General features: G+C 64.8%; 14 protein-coding genes. 7 read left to right on the forward strand and 7 right to left on the reverse strand.

All coding sequences use genetic code 11. The annotated features are described in order from the left end of the window. Positions 1-94: 94 nt before the first annotated feature. Entirely contained in the window at positions 95-694 is a 600-nt protein-coding gene (gene pncA / locus L630_RS0105625; protein WP_024847299.1) for a bifunctional nicotinamidase/pyrazinamidase, read from the reverse strand. Positions 695-822: 128 nt separating this feature from the next. Here pncA and L630_RS0105630 point away from each other — a divergent pair, with 128 nt between their 5' ends. From L630_RS0105630 to L630_RS0105655, 6 genes are all read left to right on the forward strand, one after another. Beyond that, positions 823-1,680 (forward strand): xanthine dehydrogenase family protein subunit M, encoded by an 858-nt coding sequence (locus tag L630_RS0105630; RefSeq protein WP_024847300.1) that lies wholly within the window; start codon positions 823-825, stop codon positions 1,678-1,680. Beyond that, the gene (locus tag L630_RS0105635) at positions 1,677-4,403 is read left to right on the forward strand and encodes a molybdopterin-dependent oxidoreductase (RefSeq protein WP_024847301.1); all 2,727 of its coding nucleotides are present in this window, start codon (positions 1,677-1,679) and stop codon (positions 4,401-4,403) included. The genes L630_RS0105630 and L630_RS0105635 overlap by 4 nt, the downstream gene beginning before the upstream one ends. Before the next feature lie 376 nt (positions 4,404-4,779). Continuing rightward, entirely contained in the window at positions 4,780-6,300 is a 1,521-nt protein-coding gene (locus tag L630_RS0105640; RefSeq protein ID WP_024847302.1) for a hypothetical protein, read from the forward strand. Beyond that, complete coding sequence (locus L630_RS0105645) at positions 6,297-7,166, forward strand: UPF0280 family protein (protein ID WP_024847303.1); 870 nt, start codon at positions 6,297-6,299, stop codon at positions 7,164-7,166. Before L630_RS0105640 ends, L630_RS0105645 begins: the two co-directional genes overlap by 4 nt. Continuing rightward, positions 7,159-7,743: an amino acid synthesis family protein gene (locus L630_RS0105650; RefSeq protein WP_024847304.1), complete on the forward strand. Its 585-nt coding sequence runs from the start codon at positions 7,159-7,161 to the stop codon at positions 7,741-7,743. The genes L630_RS0105645 and L630_RS0105650 overlap by 8 nt, the downstream gene beginning before the upstream one ends. Next, the gene (locus L630_RS0105655; RefSeq protein ID WP_024847305.1) at positions 7,740-8,159 is read left to right on the forward strand and encodes a MarR family transcriptional regulator; all 420 of its coding nucleotides are present in this window, start codon (positions 7,740-7,742) and stop codon (positions 8,157-8,159) included. The genes L630_RS0105650 and L630_RS0105655 overlap by 4 nt, the downstream gene beginning before the upstream one ends. On the opposite strand, the gene L630_RS0105660 is transcribed toward L630_RS0105655, so the two are convergent. Together L630_RS0105660 and L630_RS0105665 are read right to left on the reverse strand one after the other, a co-directional pair. Continuing rightward, positions 8,152-9,897 (reverse strand): hydantoinase B/oxoprolinase family protein, encoded by a 1,746-nt coding sequence (locus L630_RS0105660; protein ID WP_024847306.1) that lies wholly within the window; start codon positions 9,895-9,897, stop codon positions 8,152-8,154. The genes L630_RS0105655 and L630_RS0105660 overlap by 8 nt on opposite strands. Before the next feature lie 328 nt (positions 9,898-10,225). Further along, positions 10,226-12,295, reverse strand: coding sequence for a hydantoinase/oxoprolinase family protein (locus tag L630_RS0105665; RefSeq protein WP_024847307.1), 2,070 nt, complete (start codon positions 12,293-12,295; stop codon positions 10,226-10,228). 173 nt (positions 12,296-12,468) lie between these two features. Between L630_RS0105665 and L630_RS0105670 the strand changes: the two genes are divergently transcribed. Beyond that, on the forward strand, positions 12,469-13,296 hold the full coding sequence (locus tag L630_RS0105670) for a ferredoxin--NADP reductase (RefSeq protein WP_024847308.1): 828 nt from the start codon (positions 12,469-12,471) through the stop codon (positions 13,294-13,296). A gap of 23 nt (positions 13,297-13,319) precedes the next feature. Here L630_RS0105670 and L630_RS0105675 read toward each other — a convergent pair whose 3' ends face one another. The 4 genes from L630_RS0105675 to L630_RS0105690 all read right to left on the reverse strand — a co-directional run bounded on the left by L630_RS0105675 (position 13,320) and on the right by L630_RS0105690 (position 16,844). Further along, a complete protein-coding gene (locus tag L630_RS0105675) occupies positions 13,320-14,477 on the reverse strand; it encodes a GGDEF domain-containing protein (protein ID WP_024847309.1) in 1,158 nt (385 codons plus the stop codon). 85 nt (positions 14,478-14,562) lie between these two features. Continuing rightward, on the reverse strand, positions 14,563-15,009 hold the full coding sequence (locus L630_RS0105680; RefSeq protein WP_024847310.1) for a type II 3-dehydroquinate dehydratase: 447 nt from the start codon (positions 15,007-15,009) through the stop codon (positions 14,563-14,565). 15 nt (positions 15,010-15,024) lie between these two features. After that, positions 15,025-16,326 (reverse strand): TRAP transporter large permease, encoded by a 1,302-nt coding sequence (locus L630_RS0105685; protein ID WP_024847311.1) that lies wholly within the window; start codon positions 16,324-16,326, stop codon positions 15,025-15,027. Further along, entirely contained in the window at positions 16,323-16,844 is a 522-nt protein-coding gene (locus L630_RS0105690) for a TRAP transporter small permease (protein ID WP_024847312.1), read from the reverse strand. Before L630_RS0105690 ends, L630_RS0105685 begins: the two co-directional genes overlap by 4 nt. Between the last annotated feature and the right edge of the window lie 4 nt (positions 16,845-16,848).

The following is a 16,848-nucleotide window of genomic DNA, read 5'->3' on the forward strand; positions in this document are numbered from 1 at the left end:
CGCGGCTTCCACATCATGCAGCGATCTGCCTCTGAGAGCTGCCGGGGCGCGGCCGCTTGCGAAGCAACGCGCGGCAGGCTGCCTCGTAGCCCTTCTACTCCACCACCACGCCTTCCTGGACCATTTGCTGCTTCATCGTATCCAGCGAGCCGCCGAGGTCGATGGCGCGGCACCCGTCGAGCAGGACCTTCGCGTTGAAGCCCAGCCGCCGCGCGTCGATCGCCGAATAGGCGACGCAGAAGTCGGTGGCGAGGCCAACCAGCGTCAGGTCGGTGATGCCGCGCTCGCGCAGATAGCCGGCAAGGCCCGTCGGCGTCTTGTGGTCGTTCTCGAAGAAGGTCGAGTAGGAGTCGATCGCGGTGCGAAAGCCCTTGCGGATGACAAGCTCGGCCTTGGTCCATTCGAGGCCCGGATGAAATTCTGCGCCCCTGGTGCCCTGCACGCAATGGTCCGGCCACAGCGTCTGCGGGCCATAGGGCATCTCGACGGTGCTGAAGGGCTCCTTGCCAGGATGCGAGGAGGCGAAGCTGGAGTGGCCGGCCGGGTGCCAGTCCTGCGTCAGGATGACGTGCTCGAACTCGCCGATCAGTCGGTTCACCAGCGGCACGATCTCGTCGCCGCCGGAAACGGCGAGCGCGCCTCCCGGGCAGAAGTCGTTCTGCAAGTCGACGACGATCAGGGCGGTGGCACTCATCAATTTCTCCTTCCAAAGAGTTGCGGCAAGGCTTCAACTATACCGGACGAGGGCCAGGTTAACCTTGCGGAATATTGTTTGCATACGAACGAATTTCGGCGCATGATTTTGCTTACGGAGCATATCAGATGCGCTACGCGAAACCGAAGTCACTGGACGAGGCAATCGCGCTTCTCGGAGACGGGAGCTGGCGGCTCATCGCCGGCGGAACCGACTTCTACCCCGCGCAGGGCACACGCCCCATACGCGATGACGTGCTCGATCTCAACGCGCTGGATGAGCTGCGCGGCATAAGCGAAACCCACACTCATTACGTCTTTGGAGCGCGCACCAGCTGGAGCGAGATCGCTGCGGCGCGCCATCTTTCACCGGCCTTCGAGGCGCTGCGCATGGCTGCGCGCGAGGTGGGCTCGATTCAGGTGCAGAATACCGGGACCATCGCCGGCAATCTCTGCAACGCGTCGCCCGCCGCCGACGGCGTGCCGCCGCTATTGGTGCTCGACGCGGAGGTCGAGCTGCGTTCGGCAAGCGGCGTGCGGCATCTGCCCGTCGGCGGATTCATTCTCGGCAATCGCGTCACTGCAAGGCGGCAGGACGAACTGGTGACAGCAATCCGCGTGCCGAAAGCGGCCGTGAAGGGGCGCTCGCATTTCGTGAAGCTTGGCGCGCGGCGCTATCTCGTCATCTCGATCGCGATGGCGGCGGTGAGGGTCGTCGGTGATGCGTCCGGACGTATCGAGGAGGCGGCGATTGCCGTTGGTGCCTGCTCGCCGGTCGCCAAGCGGATCGCAGGTCTGGAAGCCGCCATGAAAGGGGCTGCGCCCGGCGAACTGGAAGCGCTGATCGCGCAATATCCCTTCGACGAACTTCAACCCATCGACGACGTGCGCGCCACCGCTGATTACCGGCGGCAGGCAGCGCGGGAGATCGTCGGCCGCGCCGTGCTGGCGAGCCTCCGTGAAGACACAGGCAGGGCAGCGGCATGAGCGGGATGCGCCTTTCCATCGAGGTCAACGGAAAGGCGCACGCGCTCGACGTTTCGCCGCTCGCCCGGCTCTCGGCAGTTCTTCGCGATGAACTCAAGCTGATCGGAACCAAGGTTGGCTGCGACGCGGGCGACTGCGGCGCCTGCACCGTACTGGTCGATGGCGAGCCGGTCTGCGCCTGTCTGATGCCAGTCGCAAGCGCCGCCGGCGCAAAGGTGCGGACGGTCGAGGGGCTGGCGAATGGCAGCCTGTCGGCGCTGCAGGAATCGTTCCTGCGCCACGGTGCTGCCCAGTGCGGCATCTGCACGCCGGCCTTCCTGGTCGCGGGCACCGCATTGCTGGAAAAGAACCCACACCCGACGGAGCAAGAGGTCGAGGATGCGCTGGGCGGGATCCTGTGCCGCTGCACAGGCTATCGCAAGATTATCCGGGCGGTGATGGAGGCAGGCCTGCTATCGCCATGGCCGTCGAACGACTGGGGCGTGGGCGCCGCCATTCCGCGTCTCGATGGCGAGCCGAAAGTGCGCGGGACGGAAATGTTCGGCGCGGACGGGGTGCCGGACGACGCGCTGGCGGTGGTGGCGATCCGTTCGCCCTATTGGGACGCGAAGTTCTCGTTCGGCGACCTCGATGCGTTCGTGGCAAGAAACCCGGGCATCGTCGGCGTTTTCACCGCAAAGGACATCGACGGGCGCAATGCCTTTGGCGTCATCCCTGCCTTTGCCGACCAGCCGGCGCTGGCAGACGGCAAGGTGCGGTTCCGTGGAGAAGCAGTGGCGGTTGTGGCCGGCGAGCGCGAGGCCATTGCTGCGCTCGACCTGTCGACCTTCCCGGTCGAGTGGGAGGAACTGCCGCATGCGCTGACGCCGGACGTGGCGAAAAACGGCTTCATCCAGCTGCATGAAGGCCGCGAGAACAACGTGATGCTTGAGGGCCGCGTTGTGCGCGGCGATGTGGAGGAGGCGCTCGCGAGCGCGGCCGTCGTGGTCAGCGGCTCGCTCGAGACCTCCTATGTCGAGCACGCCTATATCGAGCCCGAAGCAGGCTACGCGTACATGGACGGCGACGTGCTGGTCATCAAGGCCTGCACCCAGTCGCCGGTGATGGACCGTGACGACACGGCAATGGTGCTAGGCCTGCCGCGCGAGAAGGTGCGGGTGATTCCGACCGCGACCGGCGGCGGGTTTGGCTCCAAGCTCGATCTGTCGGTGCAGCCGCTGATCGGTCTCGTCGCGCTGAAGACGGGGCGACCGGCGGCGATGGTCTACACGCGCCAGGAGTCGATGGCTTCGACCACCAAGCGGCATCCGGCTTCGATGACGGCGACGATCGGTGCGGACGCGGCAGGCCGCATCGTCGGCATGAGCTTCGAAGGCGAGTTCAACACCGGCGCCTATGCAAGCTGGGGCCCAACGGTTGCGGTGCGCGTGCCGGTGCATGCATCGGGGCCTTACTACACCCCGAATTATCGCGCGATCGGCCGCGGCGTGCACACCAACGGTCCGATCTCCGGCGCCTTCCGTGGATTTGGCGTGCCGCAGGCGGCGCTGATGCAGGAAACGCTCTATGATGAGCTTGCGGACAAGCTCGGCATCGACCGTCTGGAGCTGCGGCTGAAGAATGCGCTGTGCAACGGCCTGCCCACGGTGAGCGGCCATGTAATGGACACGGGCGTCGGCATTGTTGCCTGCCTCGCCGCCTTGCAGCGGCACTGGCAGCGGGCGCTGGCCGATGCGGCTGCGTTCAACGCGACGCACGATGGGGTCAAGCGCGGCGTGGGCATTGCCTCTTGCTGGTACGGCTGCGGCAATACCGGCATTCCCAACCCGTCGACGATGAAGATGGGCGTGACGGCCGACGGTCGTGTCGTGCTGCACCAGGGTGCGGTCGACATCGGCCAGGGTTCCAACACGGTCATCGCCCAAATCGCCGCCGAGGCGCTCGGCATGCCGCTCGAAAAATTCAGGTTCGTCTATGGCGACACGGCACTGACGCCGGACGCCGGCAAGACCTCCGGCTCGCGCCAGACCTACGTTTCGGGCAAGGCGGCCGAGTTGTCGGCGCGCTCGTTGCGTGAAAAGATCCTGCGCTTCGCCAATGTGTCGGGGGAGGCGCGGCTGTCGCTGGAGGGCGGCAAGCTCACGGTGGGCGAGGGTGAAGCGAGCCGAACGATCGACCTGTCGCAGTTGCCGGTGGACGAGAACGGTTTCGTGTTCCGCGCCTTCGAGAGCTATGATCCGCCGACCGTTCCGCTCGACGCCAACGGCCAGGGCAAGCCGTACGCCGTCTATGGCTGGGGCGCGCAGATGGCGGAGCTTGAGGTCGATCTGGCGCTGGGGACCGTCAGGCTCATCAAAATCACCGCCGCGCATGATGTGGGCCGCGCGATCAACCCCTTGCTCGCGGAAGGCCAAGTCGAAGGCGGCATCGCGCAGGGTATAGGGCTTGCGCTGATGGAGGAATACGTTCCGGGCCGCACCGAGAACCTGCACGACTATCTCATCCCCACCATTGGCGACGTACCGCCGATCGAGACAATCCTGATCGAGGTTCCCGACGCCGAAGGGCCCTATGGCGCGAAGGGGCTCGGGGAGCATGTGCTGATCCCGACGGCACCGGCGATCGTCAACGCCATCCGCCATGCCTGCGGGGCGAAGATCACCAAGGTCCCCGCCACGCCCGACCGGGTGCTGGCAGCCTTTCGGCAGGCGAGGGGCGGGTGATGGGTATGATGCCTGAGATGTTGGGGACAGGGAATTTACCCCCACCCCTAACCCCTCCCCACAAGGGGGAGGGGAATGTTGGTAGTCGCAAATGCCTGCCGGTTTTCAGGTGCGGAGTTACCCCGACCGTTCGAGAGAAAGCCATCGCACCTGAGCATCTTCAGCAAGCAAGGCCGCGGCGGACATCGGGACTGCGAGAGCTGATCTGCGCCACGAAGTGCGACCTTACCGACCAACGGCTTCCAAAATCCCCCTCCCCCTTGTGGGGAGGGGTTAGGGGTGGGGGTATTTCCTCCAGCATGATTACTGCCGCGGCCCGGGCGGCGGCGCCTCAAAAAATCGCATCCACCCAGCCCTCTCCACAGGAGCGCCGGCGATGAATGAGATCACTGAAAGCGTCGCGATGAATGCGTCTCCCGCGCCGGAAAAGCTGCGGTGCGATGCCTGCCCGGTAATGTGCTACATCGCGGAGGGGCGGACGGGGGCTTGCGACCGCTACGGCAATTTCGGCAACAAGATCGTGCGCTGCGACCCGGTTACGATCCTTGAACATCGCGCGGAGGCGGGCGGCGAGGTGGTGCCGTTTGCAGACGGCAGCGCGTGGGACGGCAATCCCGTCAATCGGGGACAACGCTTCGTCAGCGGCATCGGGGCGGGCACGACCTATCCCGACTTCAAGCCAGCGCCGTTCATCGTTAGCCAGGAAGTTGAGGGCGTCGACCTCGTCACCGTCGTCACCGAGGCGATCTTTTCCTATTGCGGCGTCAAGGTGAAGATCGACACCGACCGCCACATTGGCCCAGAAGCGGCGACGGTTCGGGTGCTGGGCGAGCCAGTCGGCCATGTGACCACCGCCGAGTACGGCTCGCAAATGCTGTCGCTCGGTGGCGTGCGGCACCTGACCGGCGGCTCGAAGTCGGAAGGGCGGATGACCTGCGACACGATGCTGGCCCTGTGCAACCGGCAGCCCGTTGAGCTCACCATTGATGGCGGATCAACGGTCGTCGTGCAGGCGGGAAAGCCACCCATCATTGATGGGCGGCTAGAACAACGGATGCGCGTCGGCTGCGGCTCGGCGACGATCGGCATGTTTGCAACCCAGTGGAAGGGGCTGGTGGACGAGGTCGTCGTGGTCGATGACCACATCACCGGCGTCGTCTCCGAGCATCAGGCCGGCAAGGTGATTGGCTGGCAAGACACCGGCATCAAGATCCTCGGGCGGCGCTCGACGCCAGGGCGCTACTTCAAGGTTTCCGAACCGGGCCTCGGCTGGGGCGGGACGATGCTGAGCAATCCGCTCGAAATCCTCGGCGACTGGAATCCGAAGAAGGGCGCGCGGCCGTGCCTGTCGCTGCTGATGGTGTCGACCACCGGCGAACAGTTCGCTTATTTCGAGCTCGACGAGAATTTGAAGCCAGTCGAAAAGCCGTTCCCGGAGCGGCTACGCAAGTCGGTCGATCTCATAGAGGACAATTGCGAACCGGCGCTTTGCTCGGTGCTGTTCATGGGCGGTGCGGGCGGGTCGCTGCGCGCGGGCGTGACCGAGAACCCGGTGAACCTGACCCGTTCGGTGCACCGGCTGCAGACCTATGTCACCGTCGGCGGCGCGCCGGTCTATGTCTGGCCGGGTGGCGGCATCACGCTTATGGTGGACGTGACGCGCCTGCCGGAAAACTCGTTCGGCTATGTGCCGACGCCGGCGCTGGTGGCGCCGCTGGAGTTCACCATGCGGCGCGATCACTACGAGGCGCTGGGTGGTTACGTCTCGGAAATCCGCACCGTTGATGACGTGCTGGCGAAGGGCGGCGAGTATTACAACGAGCGCCGGGTCGCGGCAGCACCCGCGGGCAATGCCTGGCCGCCGCTGGTGCAACTGCGGCGAGAGCGACAGGCATGATGGGTCCGCAGGCCTCGATGCTGCCAGACGGCAAGCGATTGCATCTCAATCACGGGCCGATCGACCTGATCATTGAGGCGTTTGGCGAAGCGGAGGAAGTCGCTGCCGCCTACAGCCAGGCCAAAGATCGTTTCGATACCGTACTGGAAGAGCTCGTGGCCGAGCTGCCTGAACTGCGACGCCCTTCAACGTCAGCGCCGCGTAGCTTAATGGGGCCGACGGCACGGCGCATGGAGCGTGCGGTGACGCGATTTGCCGACCGATTCTTCATCACGCCGATGGCCGCCGTTGCCGGCAGTGTGGCCGACGAGATGCTGGAGGCAATGACGCGCGGGCGAAAACTGCGGCGCGCCTATGTCAATGACGGCGGCGATATTGCGATCTTCCTTTCGCCCGGCGAGGAGATGAAAGTTGCGATTGCTGGCACCGGCCATGGCTTTGCTGATCGGATCACCATTCGCTTCGAAGATGCGGTGCGGGGCATCGCCACCAGCGGCTGGCGCGGGCGCAGCCATTCGCTCGGCATTGCCGATGCCGTGACCGTGCTGGCGGCTGACGCGGCAACAGCGGATGCGGCGGCGACGCTGATCGCCAATGCCATCGACCTGCCCGGCCATCCGGCAATCGAACGCGCGCCCGCACGTCAGCTTGCTCCCGAGAGCGATCTTGGCGATCGTCTGGTGACGACGAATGTCGGGGAACTCAGCGGGGCGGAGGTGGCGGATGCGCTGGAGCGCGGCAAGGCTGTTGCCGACGATTTCGTCTTGCGCGGGCTGATCGTTTCGGCTGCGCTGTTCTTGAATGACCAGAGCCGTCTTGCCGGCGCGCTCGCAGAAAATTCCGGGAGGATGCTCGTTCATGCCTGAATTCAGGGTTCGCAAGGTTGCGGTTTTCACCGAGGAGATCTTTCACGACGGCGGGCCTGTCGCGGAGAAGCCGCGGCGGCTCGGGGCGGTGATGGCGCTGGTGGCGAACCCGTTCGCGGGAACATACTCGGCGGAGCTGCAGGCGGCGATGGAGGACCTGAAGCCGCTCGGGCTGATGATGACCGACAAGCTGATCGCCGCGCTTGGCGGCGACATCGAGACGATTGACGGCTACGGCAAGGGCGCGATCGTCGGCACCGCCGGCGAGATCGAGCACGGCGCGCTATGGCACGTTCCGGGCGGCTATGCGATGCGCGAGCGTCTGGGTGCTACCAAGGCGATCGTCCCGTCGGCGATGAAGGTCGGCGCGTTCGGCTCCAGCCTCGACGTGCCGCTCGGCCACACCAACGCCGCCTATGTGCGCAGCCACTTCGACGCGATCACTGTGACGGCGCCGGATGGTCCACGGCCGGACGAGATCCTGTTCGTGCTGGCGATGGCCTGCGGCGGGCGCATCCATTCGCGCATGGGCGGCCTTGAGGCCTGGCAGGTGAAGGGTGAGGACGGGCTGCGGTGAGCAGGCCGGGGAACTACGTTCTCGAAGACCAGATCGGCTTTGTCCTGCGCAAGGCCAACCAGCGGCATATCGCAATTTTCGCGAAGCACATCGGCGATCTGACCCCGCCGCAGTTCGCGGCGCTCGCCAAGCTCGACGAGGTGGGCGAGACCTCGCAGAACCAGCTTGGCGTGCTGGTGGCGATGGACGCGGCCACCATCAAGGGCGTGATCGACCGGCTGAGTGTGCGCGGACTGGTGGCGCTCGGCCGCGACGGCGACGACCGGCGTCGCGTGATGCTGACCCTGACGCCCGAGGGGCGTGAGACGGTCGACCGGCTGAAGAAGCTGGCAAAGCACGTGACTGCGGAGACGATTGCCCCGCTCACCGAGCGCGAGGCCGAGACGCTGATGCGGCTGCTTTCGAAGATTACGTGACGAGGGCAGCGCGACGGCGCGCGGTTTCCTCCGCATCCACCTCACCATCGCGGATCACGACGCCGAACAGTTCTGCGGCCTGCTCCGGCGTATAGTAGCCGAGGCGCACGTCCTTCAGCACCTTTTCCGGCGCTCGCTTGAATGGGTTGCCGTAACCGCCGCCGCCCGGCGTGCCGACGCGGACGCGGTCGCCTGCCTGCATCGGAATATCCTGTTCCTTCGACAGGTGCGGCGGCACATGCGCCTCGCCGTTGCGGAAGACGGTGACGGTGTTCACCGCGCCGTCCTTGCCGCCGAGCGCGCCCTGCGGGCCGAAGCGGCCATGATCCATCACGAAGGAGGCGCGGGCCTCGCCGCGCAGCAACTCGATCTCATAGTCGAGACCCATGCCGCCGCGCTGCTTGCCGGCGCCGCCCGAGCCTTCGCGCAGGCGATAGTGGTTGTAGAGGAGCGGGTAGCCCTGCTCCATGATCTCGACTGGTGGCGACTTGGAGATGCCGATTGTCGAGCAACCGTTCGAGAGGCCGTCATGGTCGGCATTGCCGCCATAGCCGCCGCCCGAAAGCTGGTAGAGCACAAAGGCGCGGTTGCGCTCGGGGTCGAAGCCACCGAGGCTGAAATTGCCACTCGAGCCGGCGGGCGCCGCCGTGACCTGGTCGGGAAGGGCCTTCACGATCGCCGCGAACACCGCCTCGGCGATGCGCTGCGAGACTTCTGCCGCGCAGCCGGAAACGGGACGGGGATAGGACGCGTCGAGGAAGGTGCCGACCGGTCGCTTGATCACCAGCGGCTCGAAGGCGCCGGCGCTGATCGGCACGTCGGGGAAGATGTGACGCATGGCGAGGTAGACCGACGACTGGGTCGTCGCCAGCACCGAGTTCATCGGCCCGACGCAGGGCGGGCTGGAGCCGGCGAAGTCGAAGGTCAGCGTGTAGCCCTTCTTCTCGACCGCGAGGCTGATCTCGAGCGGCTGATCGACGACGCCGTCCGAGTCGACATAGGCGATGCCGTGATAGGTCCCGTCGGGGATGGTCGCGATCTTGGCGCGCATGCGGGTGGCGGCACGGCGGCGCAATTCCGCAATCGAGGCGAGCACCGTTTCGTCACCGTAACGATCCAGCAGCTCGAACAGTCGCGCGCGGCCAACGTCGAGCGCTGCCGCCTGCGCCTTGATGTCGCCGATGCGCTGCTCGGCAATGCGGATGTTCGAGGTGATGATACCGAGGATTTCCGTATCGAGCCGGCCCTTCTTGAACAGCTTTACTGGCGGCAGCCGCAGGCCCTCCTGCTCGACGGCCGTGGCAGAGGCCGAGAAGCCGCCGGGTACGGCGCCGCCAATGTCTGGCCAGTGGCCGGTGTTCGACAGCCAGCAGAAGACTTTTCCGTTTCGCCAGACTGGCATGGCAAAGCGCACGTCCATCAGGTGCGTGCCGCCGAGATAGGGGTCGTTGACGATGTAGACGTCGCCTTCCTCCGGCGGGACGCAGCGGCCTTCCGCGATCATCTCGATGATCGTGCGGGTCGAATACTGCATGACGCCGACGAAGACCGGCAGCCCGCCTGCGCCCTGGGCGATCAGCGAGCCGTCCTCCGCCGAATAGATGCCGTCGGACCGGTCATTCGCCTCGGCGATGATCGGCGAGAAGGCCGAACGCGAGAAGGCAAGGTCCATCTCGTCGCAGACCTGCTGCAAGCCAGCCTCGATGACGGAAAGGGTGATGGCGTCGATGGTGGTCATGGGCGAGCACCGGACGAAGGGGAGTTGGTAGCGGCTGCCGCAGCGAGGGTTTTGGCTAAGATTGCAGAGGCCGCAACGGCAGGCGACTCGATCGGCTCCGGCGTGGCAACTGCGTAGGTGTTCCTACCCCCACCCCTTACCCCTCCCCACAAGGGGGAGGGGGATCTTGAGAGGCTTGGCGACAATGGGGAGGTTGCCGAAGAGCGCCCGTTTCCCAAATTCCCCTCCCCCTTGTGGGGAGGGGTAAGGGGTGGGGGTACCATCGGTTCCCGTCCGCCAAGGCGACTATGTAGGCCGGGTGACGCCAAAGACGTGGGAGCCCGCCACCTCATCCCATCACCTCGATGATGATGTTGCCGTCGCGGTCGGTGGTGGCGCGGGTGTGGGGTTCGATGACGGTGGTGGCATCGAACTGCTCAAGGATGGCGGGGCCGTCGAAGGCCGCATCAAGCGGCAGCTTTTCGCGTGCGTAGACCGGCGTGTCGATCCACTCGCCGTCGAACCAGACCGGTCGGCGTTGGATCAGGGCCGCGTCGAGCGTCTTCTCGCGCCCGGCGGGATCGATGAGCGTGGAAAGGTCGATGTCCGGCCGCTCGCCGATCACCGACGTGTTGAGGTTCACGAGGTTGGCGCGGATTTCCGGCAACTCCACCCGGAAGCGGGCGAAATAGGCTTTTTCGAACAGCTCCTGCAGCTGCCCGCGAGTGATGTCGCGGCCTGGAAGCGGCACGTTGATGAGGTGCGTCTGGCCGACGAACTGCATATCGGCGGAATGGATGAAGCGCTGCGCCTTCGGCCTGATCGCCTCCTTGGCGATCAGCTTTTCGCCCTCGGTGGCCTGTTCCGCGAGAATGTCTGAGAGAAGCTGCTCGTCGATCTCGCCAACCGGGCGGTTAACGGTGCGAACGAAGTCGTGGCGAAGGTCGGCGACGACGCAGCCGAGCGCGTTGGTAATGCCGGGTCGGGCAGGGATGATCACCTTGGGGATCGAGAGCTCGCGCGCGATGGCGCAGGCGTGCAGCGGCCCCGCGCCGCCAAAGGCAAACAGGGCAAAGTCACGCGGGTCGCGGCCCTTGGCAACCGAGACCATGCGCACGGCGCCCGCCATCTTCAGATTGCCGAGACGCAGCACGGCACCCGCCGCCTCAACGCCATCGACGTCGATGCCCCGGCCGATCTTCTCCTCGAAGATCTGCTCGACCCTCTCGACGGGGACGGGATTATCGACTGCCAGTAGCTTCTTGCGGTTCAACCTTCCGAGAACGAGGTTGGCGTCGGACAGCGTCGGCTCGGTACCGCCGCGGCCGTAGCAGATCGGGCCGGGCGTTGCTCCTGCGCTTTCCGGGCCGACCTTGATGAGGCCACCCTCGTCCAGCCGCGCGATCGAACCGCCGCCGGCACCGACGGTGTGGACGTCCACCATCGGCACGTGGATCGGCATTGCGTACTCGATCTCGATCTCGTTGGAGACCGACGGCTGGCCGTCGCGAATGAGCGCAACGTCGGTCGACGTGCCGCCCATGTCGTAGGTGACGATGTTGGCAAAGCCGGCGCGGCGCGCGGTGTAGGCCGCCGCCATGACGCCGGAGGCCGGCCCCGACATCACGGTCTTTGCCGCCTCGTTGGCGACAAAGCGGGCGGAGATCATGCCGCCATTGCCGTTCATCACCAGGAACTCGCGGGCGTAGCCGCGTGCCGAGAGCTCGTCTGCGAGGCGAGCGACATAGCGCTTGAGGATCGGCTGGACCGAGGCGTTGACCGCAGCAGTGACGCCGCGCTCGAACTCGCGCGCTTCCGACAACAGCGAGTGGCCGGTGGTGACGTGCTCGTTCGGCCAGATTTCGCGGACGATCTCGGCCGCCCGCTTTTCGTGGGCCGGGTTGGCGTAGGCATGCAGGAAGTGGATAACGACCGACTCGCAGCCCTTGTCGAGCAGCTCCCGTGCCGCTGTGCGCACGGCATCTTCGTCGAGTGGCACGCGCACCCGGCCGCTTGCCTCCATGCGCTCCGGCACCTCGAGCCGCAAGTCGCGCGGGATGACGGGAACAAAGATGCCGGTCATCCCGTAAGGCTGCGGGCGTGTACGCCGGCCAAGCTCGATGATGTCGCGGAAGCCCTGAGTGGTGATCATGCCCGTGCGGGCGAGCCTGCGCTCCAGCACCGCATTGGTCGTGGTTGTCGTCCCGTGTACGATGAGATCAATGCGATCGATCGGAACGCCCGTCGAATCCAGCGCGGCCATGACGCCGAACGCCTGATTCTCGACCGTTGTAGGGACTTTGGCGAGGCGAACCTGGCCGTTGCTGCTGCCGTCAATGAGGAGAAGATCAGTGAATGTGCCACCCACGTCGATGCCGGCAACGATATCCCCGGACGACGGTGCGACATTCTCATTCATGCCGGTCTCCCGGTACGCTGCATCTACCCTCGACGTCCAATTTGGAATGGCGGTTCAGGCGCTGATCTTGACGCAATAATCATTTGTATACTAATAATTTTGGCTGGCAAGCATCGAGCGAGCCGCGGCAAGTTCCCGCGCAGCCAGGCCAATCAGAAGACAGGACTAACGGAATGAATACAGCTGCGCGCCAGGAAATCGGCAACGCACGTCCAGTGGAATTTCCGATTCCGGCGAATGTGCATGCCGAAAAGGTCGTCTCTGTTCGTCACTATACCGACCGGTTGTTTTCCTTCCGGATCACGCGGCCGCAGACCTTCCGCTTCCGCTCGGGCGAATTCGTGATGATCGGCCTGCCGAACGCCGAGAAGCCGGTGTTCCGCGCCTATTCGGTCGCAAGCCCCGCGTGGGACGAAGAGCTGGAATTCTATTCGATCAAGGTGCCGGACGGTCCGCTGACCCAGCACCTGCAGAAGATCCAGCCGGGCGACACAGTGCTCATGCGCCCCAAGCCAACCGGGACGCTGGTGCTCGATGCGCTCACCCCCGGAAAGCGCCTCTGGATGATCTCGACCGGCACGGGCATCGCCCCGTTCGCGAGCCTGATCCGTGACCCGGAAACCTACGAGAAGTTCGAGCAGGTCATTCTCACCCACACCTGCCGCGATGTCGGGGAGCTGACCTATGGCCAGGAGCTGGCCAAGGCGCTGGTTGAGGATCCGCTGATCGGCGAGCTGGTCGACGGCCGCTTTCATCACTACGCCACGACGACCCGCGAAGAGTCGCCGCGCATGGGCCGCATCACGACGCTGATCGAGAACGGCAAGCTGTTCGAGGATCTCGGCGTTGCGCCTTTTGATCCGGCAACCGACCGCGTAATGATCTGCGGTTCGATGGACATGCTCCGCGACGTCAAGGCGCTGGTGGAAAAGTTCGGCCTCACCGAGGGCGCGAACAACAAGCCGGCCGAGTTCGTCGTCGAGCGCGCGTTCGTCGGCTGATCAGCCTTCAATTTCGGCGATAGTTACGCGACCGCCTGGGTGCCGGTTTCTTGCGAGCTGGCTTCGGTCACCACGCGGTCGCGGCCATTGTCCTTGGCGCGGTAGAGCGACTCGTCTGCCCGCAGCAGCACGTTGTCGAAGCTCTCGTTTGCGCGGGTGGCGAAGGCGACGCCTGCGCTCGCGGTAGCCGAAATCTTGCCGGATGGCGTGAAGATCGGGTTGAGCGCAAACAGCGCGCGGATGCGGTCGGCGGTACCGGTGGCGAGCTGGCCGGCAGCATTGTGCAGGACGAGGACGAACTCCTCACCGCCGGTGCGGGCCGCGATGTCGCCCTCGCGCAGGTTGGACCGGACTACGGCGGAGAAGCTTCGGAGCACCTCGTCGCCGGCCGCGTGGCCGTAGCGGTCGTTAATCGCCTTGAAGCGATCGAGGTCGAAGATGATCACCGCGCTGCCGGGCTGCAGCGGCTGCTGCCCCATCATCGCAAACAGGGCGCGCCGGTTGAGAAGGCCGGTCAGGGGATCCGTGCGGGCTTCCTCGCGATGCCGGCGGGCGGCGCGCAGATTGTTGAGGCCAAGCGAAAGCGCGCCGATGCCGGTGATGCCGGCGATGCAGGCGATCGCGTTGATGTGCTCTGCCCAGTTTTCCGGCGGGGCATGCAGCACCCATTGTTCCTGCTGGAGCAATACTGCGCCGCAGAGCACGAACGAGAAGGCCGCGAACATGTAGATCGCCGTCATGGCCGCGATGGCCGACGGCGCCTCCGCGCGGGCGCGCCAGTAGTGAGCGCCGGTCGCCCCCAGCATTCCCGCAGCGATGAAGTTGTAGATGGCGATGCCGACACCGTCGTAGCCGGCAAGCACAGGCACGACGACCGGCAAACAAAGCGCCGACAGCCCGACGATCAGCCGCCGCGGCGTCTTGTGACCGGTAAAATTGCGGCCGGCGACGTAGACGATCACGTAGCCGAAGACCTGAATGCCAAAGGCAAAGGCGACGACGGCCATGTTGTCGGGCGGCAGCAATTCATAGGTGAGGACACCGGTCGCCAGCATCAGCATGCCGGCGGTCCAGCCGACGAGGAAGACGTCGGAGCGGTTGGAGAACCAAGCACTCAGGATGGTCAGGGCCAGCGCCACAGCACAGATTCCTGCGGCGATGAACAACGATGCCTGATCCATGAATGGCGCGCTCCCCAGACGCAAGACGACGAGCGAAGCTAACGCCGGCGGCCTAACGCAGCGTAAACTTCACCCGTCGCTCATGTTATTTGCGCTTGTTGGCGATGAGATCGAGCAGTGCCACGACGGCGCTACGATAGCCGTTGGGGCCGAGGCCGGCGATGACGGCGGTGGCGACCTTCGACACCAGCGAATTGTGATAGATGGCCTCGCGGCGATGGATGTTGGAGATGTGCAGCTCGATGATCGGGCCGCGGAACATCTTTAGCGCGTCCATGATCGGCACCGAGGTGAAGGTGAGGCCGGCCGGATTGATGATGATGCCTCCGGCCTCCGCGTCAATGGCCTCGTGGATCCAGTCGACCAGCTCGTACTCGCGATTGGACTGGTGGAAGACGACCGGCGTTTCGCCGGCTGCATCGCGGCACATGGCCTCCACTTCGGCAAGCGTGGTGTAGCCGTAGATCTCCGGCTCGCGCTTGCCAAGGCGGTTCAGGTTCGGTCCGTTGAGGACGTAGATGGGATTTGTCATCGAAAGTCTCTGATTTTAGGCGCCGTAGCCGGCGAGGCGGGGCAACCACAGCACCACTTCCGGAACGAAGGTGATGAGCAGAAGGCAGACCACCATCCAGAACAGGAAGGGCATGCAGTCGCGGATGATATCCTTGATGGGTGCGCCCGAGATGTTGGTCATGATGAACAACAGCAGCCCGTATGGCGGCGTTACCAGCCCCAGCATGATGTTGACCACCACGACGACGCCGAAATGCACAAGATCGATGCCGAGCGCCTGCGCAGTCGGGATGAACACCGGCACGATGATCAGCAGGATTGCGGTGCCTTCCAGCACGCAGCCGAGCAGCAGCAGGATCACGTTGACCAGGATGAGGAACTGGACCGGGGTAAGCTCCCAGCCGGTCAGGAGTACGCGCAGCGTGTTCGGGATGTTCTCGATTGTCACCACGTAGTTGAACACGAGCGAACCAGCTATCAGCATGCCGATCGAGGCGCTGGTCTTGGTCGAGATCAGCAGCGCTTTGTAGGCCTCCTTCGCCGATAGGCTACGGTAGAAAACGACTGAGATGACGAGTGCGTAGAAGGCGGCGAGCGCGGCGGCTTCGGTCGGCGTGGTGACACCTGTATAGATGCAGCCGAGCAGAATGACCGGCATCAGGATCACCGGGAAGGCGCGCCAGGTGATCATCGGGATCTCGCGCAGCGGCACCGCTTCCTCGACCGGGAAGTTGTTGCGCCGCCCGGTCCAAGCCACCTGCACCATCTGCATGACAGACATCAAGAGGCCTGGCACCAAACCGGCAAGGAAGAGATAGCCGATCGAAGCGTCGGAGACGAGCGCGTAGATCACCAGCGGGATCGACGGCGGGATGATCGGGCCGACGACCGAAGTGACTGCGGTGAGCGCAGCGGCATAGCTCGGCGTGTAGCGGCCATCGCGCGTCATCATGGCCTGCATCATGCGGCCACTACCTGCCGCATCCGCGATGGCCGAGCCGGACATGCCGGCAAAGATGATCGACTGGACGATGTTGACCTGCGCGAGGCCGCCGCGGAAGCGGCCGACGAGCACATTGCAGAAGCGCAGCAGGCGCTCGGTCATCGAGCCGCTGTTCATGACCTCCGCCGCGAGAATGAAGAGCGGCACGGCGAGGATCACGTAGTTTGAGTACATGCCGTTCAGGAACTGCTCGGCGACCGTGCCGAGGTCGAGGCCGGCCATGAACAGGTAGAGGATGGAACCGCACATCATCGCCAGGCCGATCGGCAGGCCGAGGAACGCGAGGACGGTTATGACGACGAGCGAGATTGAGAAGGGACTAGCAAGGTTCATACGCCGGAACTCGCCTTGGTCGGGTCGTATGCCTCGGGAGCCTGTCCGCGGACCGCAAGCCAGGCGATCCAGATGTAGCGGACAATCATCGCGACGGCGAAGACGACATAGATCGAATAGAGATAGTCGAAGCGGATCTTGAGGTAGGCGGACCGCTCGACCTTCATGAAGGTGACGTAGTCGATGACTGCCGGCAGCGAGATGCCGAACAGGACGATCAGCGCGATGGCGGTGATCAGGCCCATGATGCGTCGGGTACGGTCGGCGACAGCGCCGTAGACCAGATCGAAACGGATCTCTTCGCTCTCGCGCACCACGAAGGCGCTGCCGAACAGCACGAGCCAGATCCAGAGCACCACGCTCAACTCATGCGTCCAGCCGATTGGCAGGTTGAGCAGATAGCGGAAGATGATCTGGAGCATGAAGGCAACGAACATCGCTGCCAGCATGGCGCAGGCGATGTTTTCTGCGCGTGCGCGCAGCCATTCAAAAATGCGATGTGCAGGGGCACCACCCATCCTT

This window comes from Aminobacter sp. J41, from assembly GCF_000526635.1.
Classification (GTDB): Bacteria; Pseudomonadota; Alphaproteobacteria; order Rhizobiales; family Rhizobiaceae; genus Aerobium.

Bases quoted from the DNA above. Each gene is read 5' to 3' on its own strand.
- L630_RS0105685 (WP_024847311.1), bottom strand. From the start codon at position 16,326: ATGAACCTTGCTAGTCCCTTCTCAATCTCGCTCGTCGTCATAACCGTC.
- pncA (WP_024847299.1), bottom strand. From the start codon at position 694: ATGAGTGCCACCGCCCTGATCGTCGTCGACTTGCAGAACGACTTCTGC.
- L630_RS0105650 (WP_024847304.1), top strand. From the start codon at position 7,159: ATGCCTGAATTCAGGGTTCGCAAGGTTGCGGTTTTCACCGAGGAGATC.
- L630_RS0105630 (WP_024847300.1), top strand. From the start codon at position 823: ATGCGCTACGCGAAACCGAAGTCACTGGACGAGGCAATCGCGCTTCTC.
- L630_RS0105675 (WP_024847309.1), bottom strand. From the start codon at position 14,477: ATGGATCAGGCATCGTTGTTCATCGCCGCAGGAATCTGTGCTGTGGCG.
- L630_RS0105670 (WP_024847308.1), top strand. From the start codon at position 12,469: ATGAATACAGCTGCGCGCCAGGAAATCGGCAACGCACGTCCAGTGGAA.
- L630_RS0105645 (WP_024847303.1), top strand. From the start codon at position 6,297: ATGATGGGTCCGCAGGCCTCGATGCTGCCAGACGGCAAGCGATTGCAT.
- L630_RS0105690 (WP_024847312.1), bottom strand. From the start codon at position 16,844: ATGGGTGGTGCCCCTGCACATCGCATTTTTGAATGGCTGCGCGCACGC.
- L630_RS0105635 (WP_024847301.1), top strand. From the start codon at position 1,677: ATGAGCGGGATGCGCCTTTCCATCGAGGTCAACGGAAAGGCGCACGCG.
- L630_RS0105640 (WP_024847302.1), top strand. From the start codon at position 4,780: ATGAATGAGATCACTGAAAGCGTCGCGATGAATGCGTCTCCCGCGCCG.
- L630_RS0105665 (WP_024847307.1), bottom strand. From the start codon at position 12,295: ATGAATGAGAATGTCGCACCGTCGTCCGGGGATATCGTTGCCGGCATC.
- L630_RS0105660 (WP_024847306.1), bottom strand. From the start codon at position 9,897: ATGACCACCATCGACGCCATCACCCTTTCCGTCATCGAGGCTGGCTTG.
- L630_RS0105680 (WP_024847310.1), bottom strand. From the start codon at position 15,009: ATGACAAATCCCATCTACGTCCTCAACGGACCGAACCTGAACCGCCTT.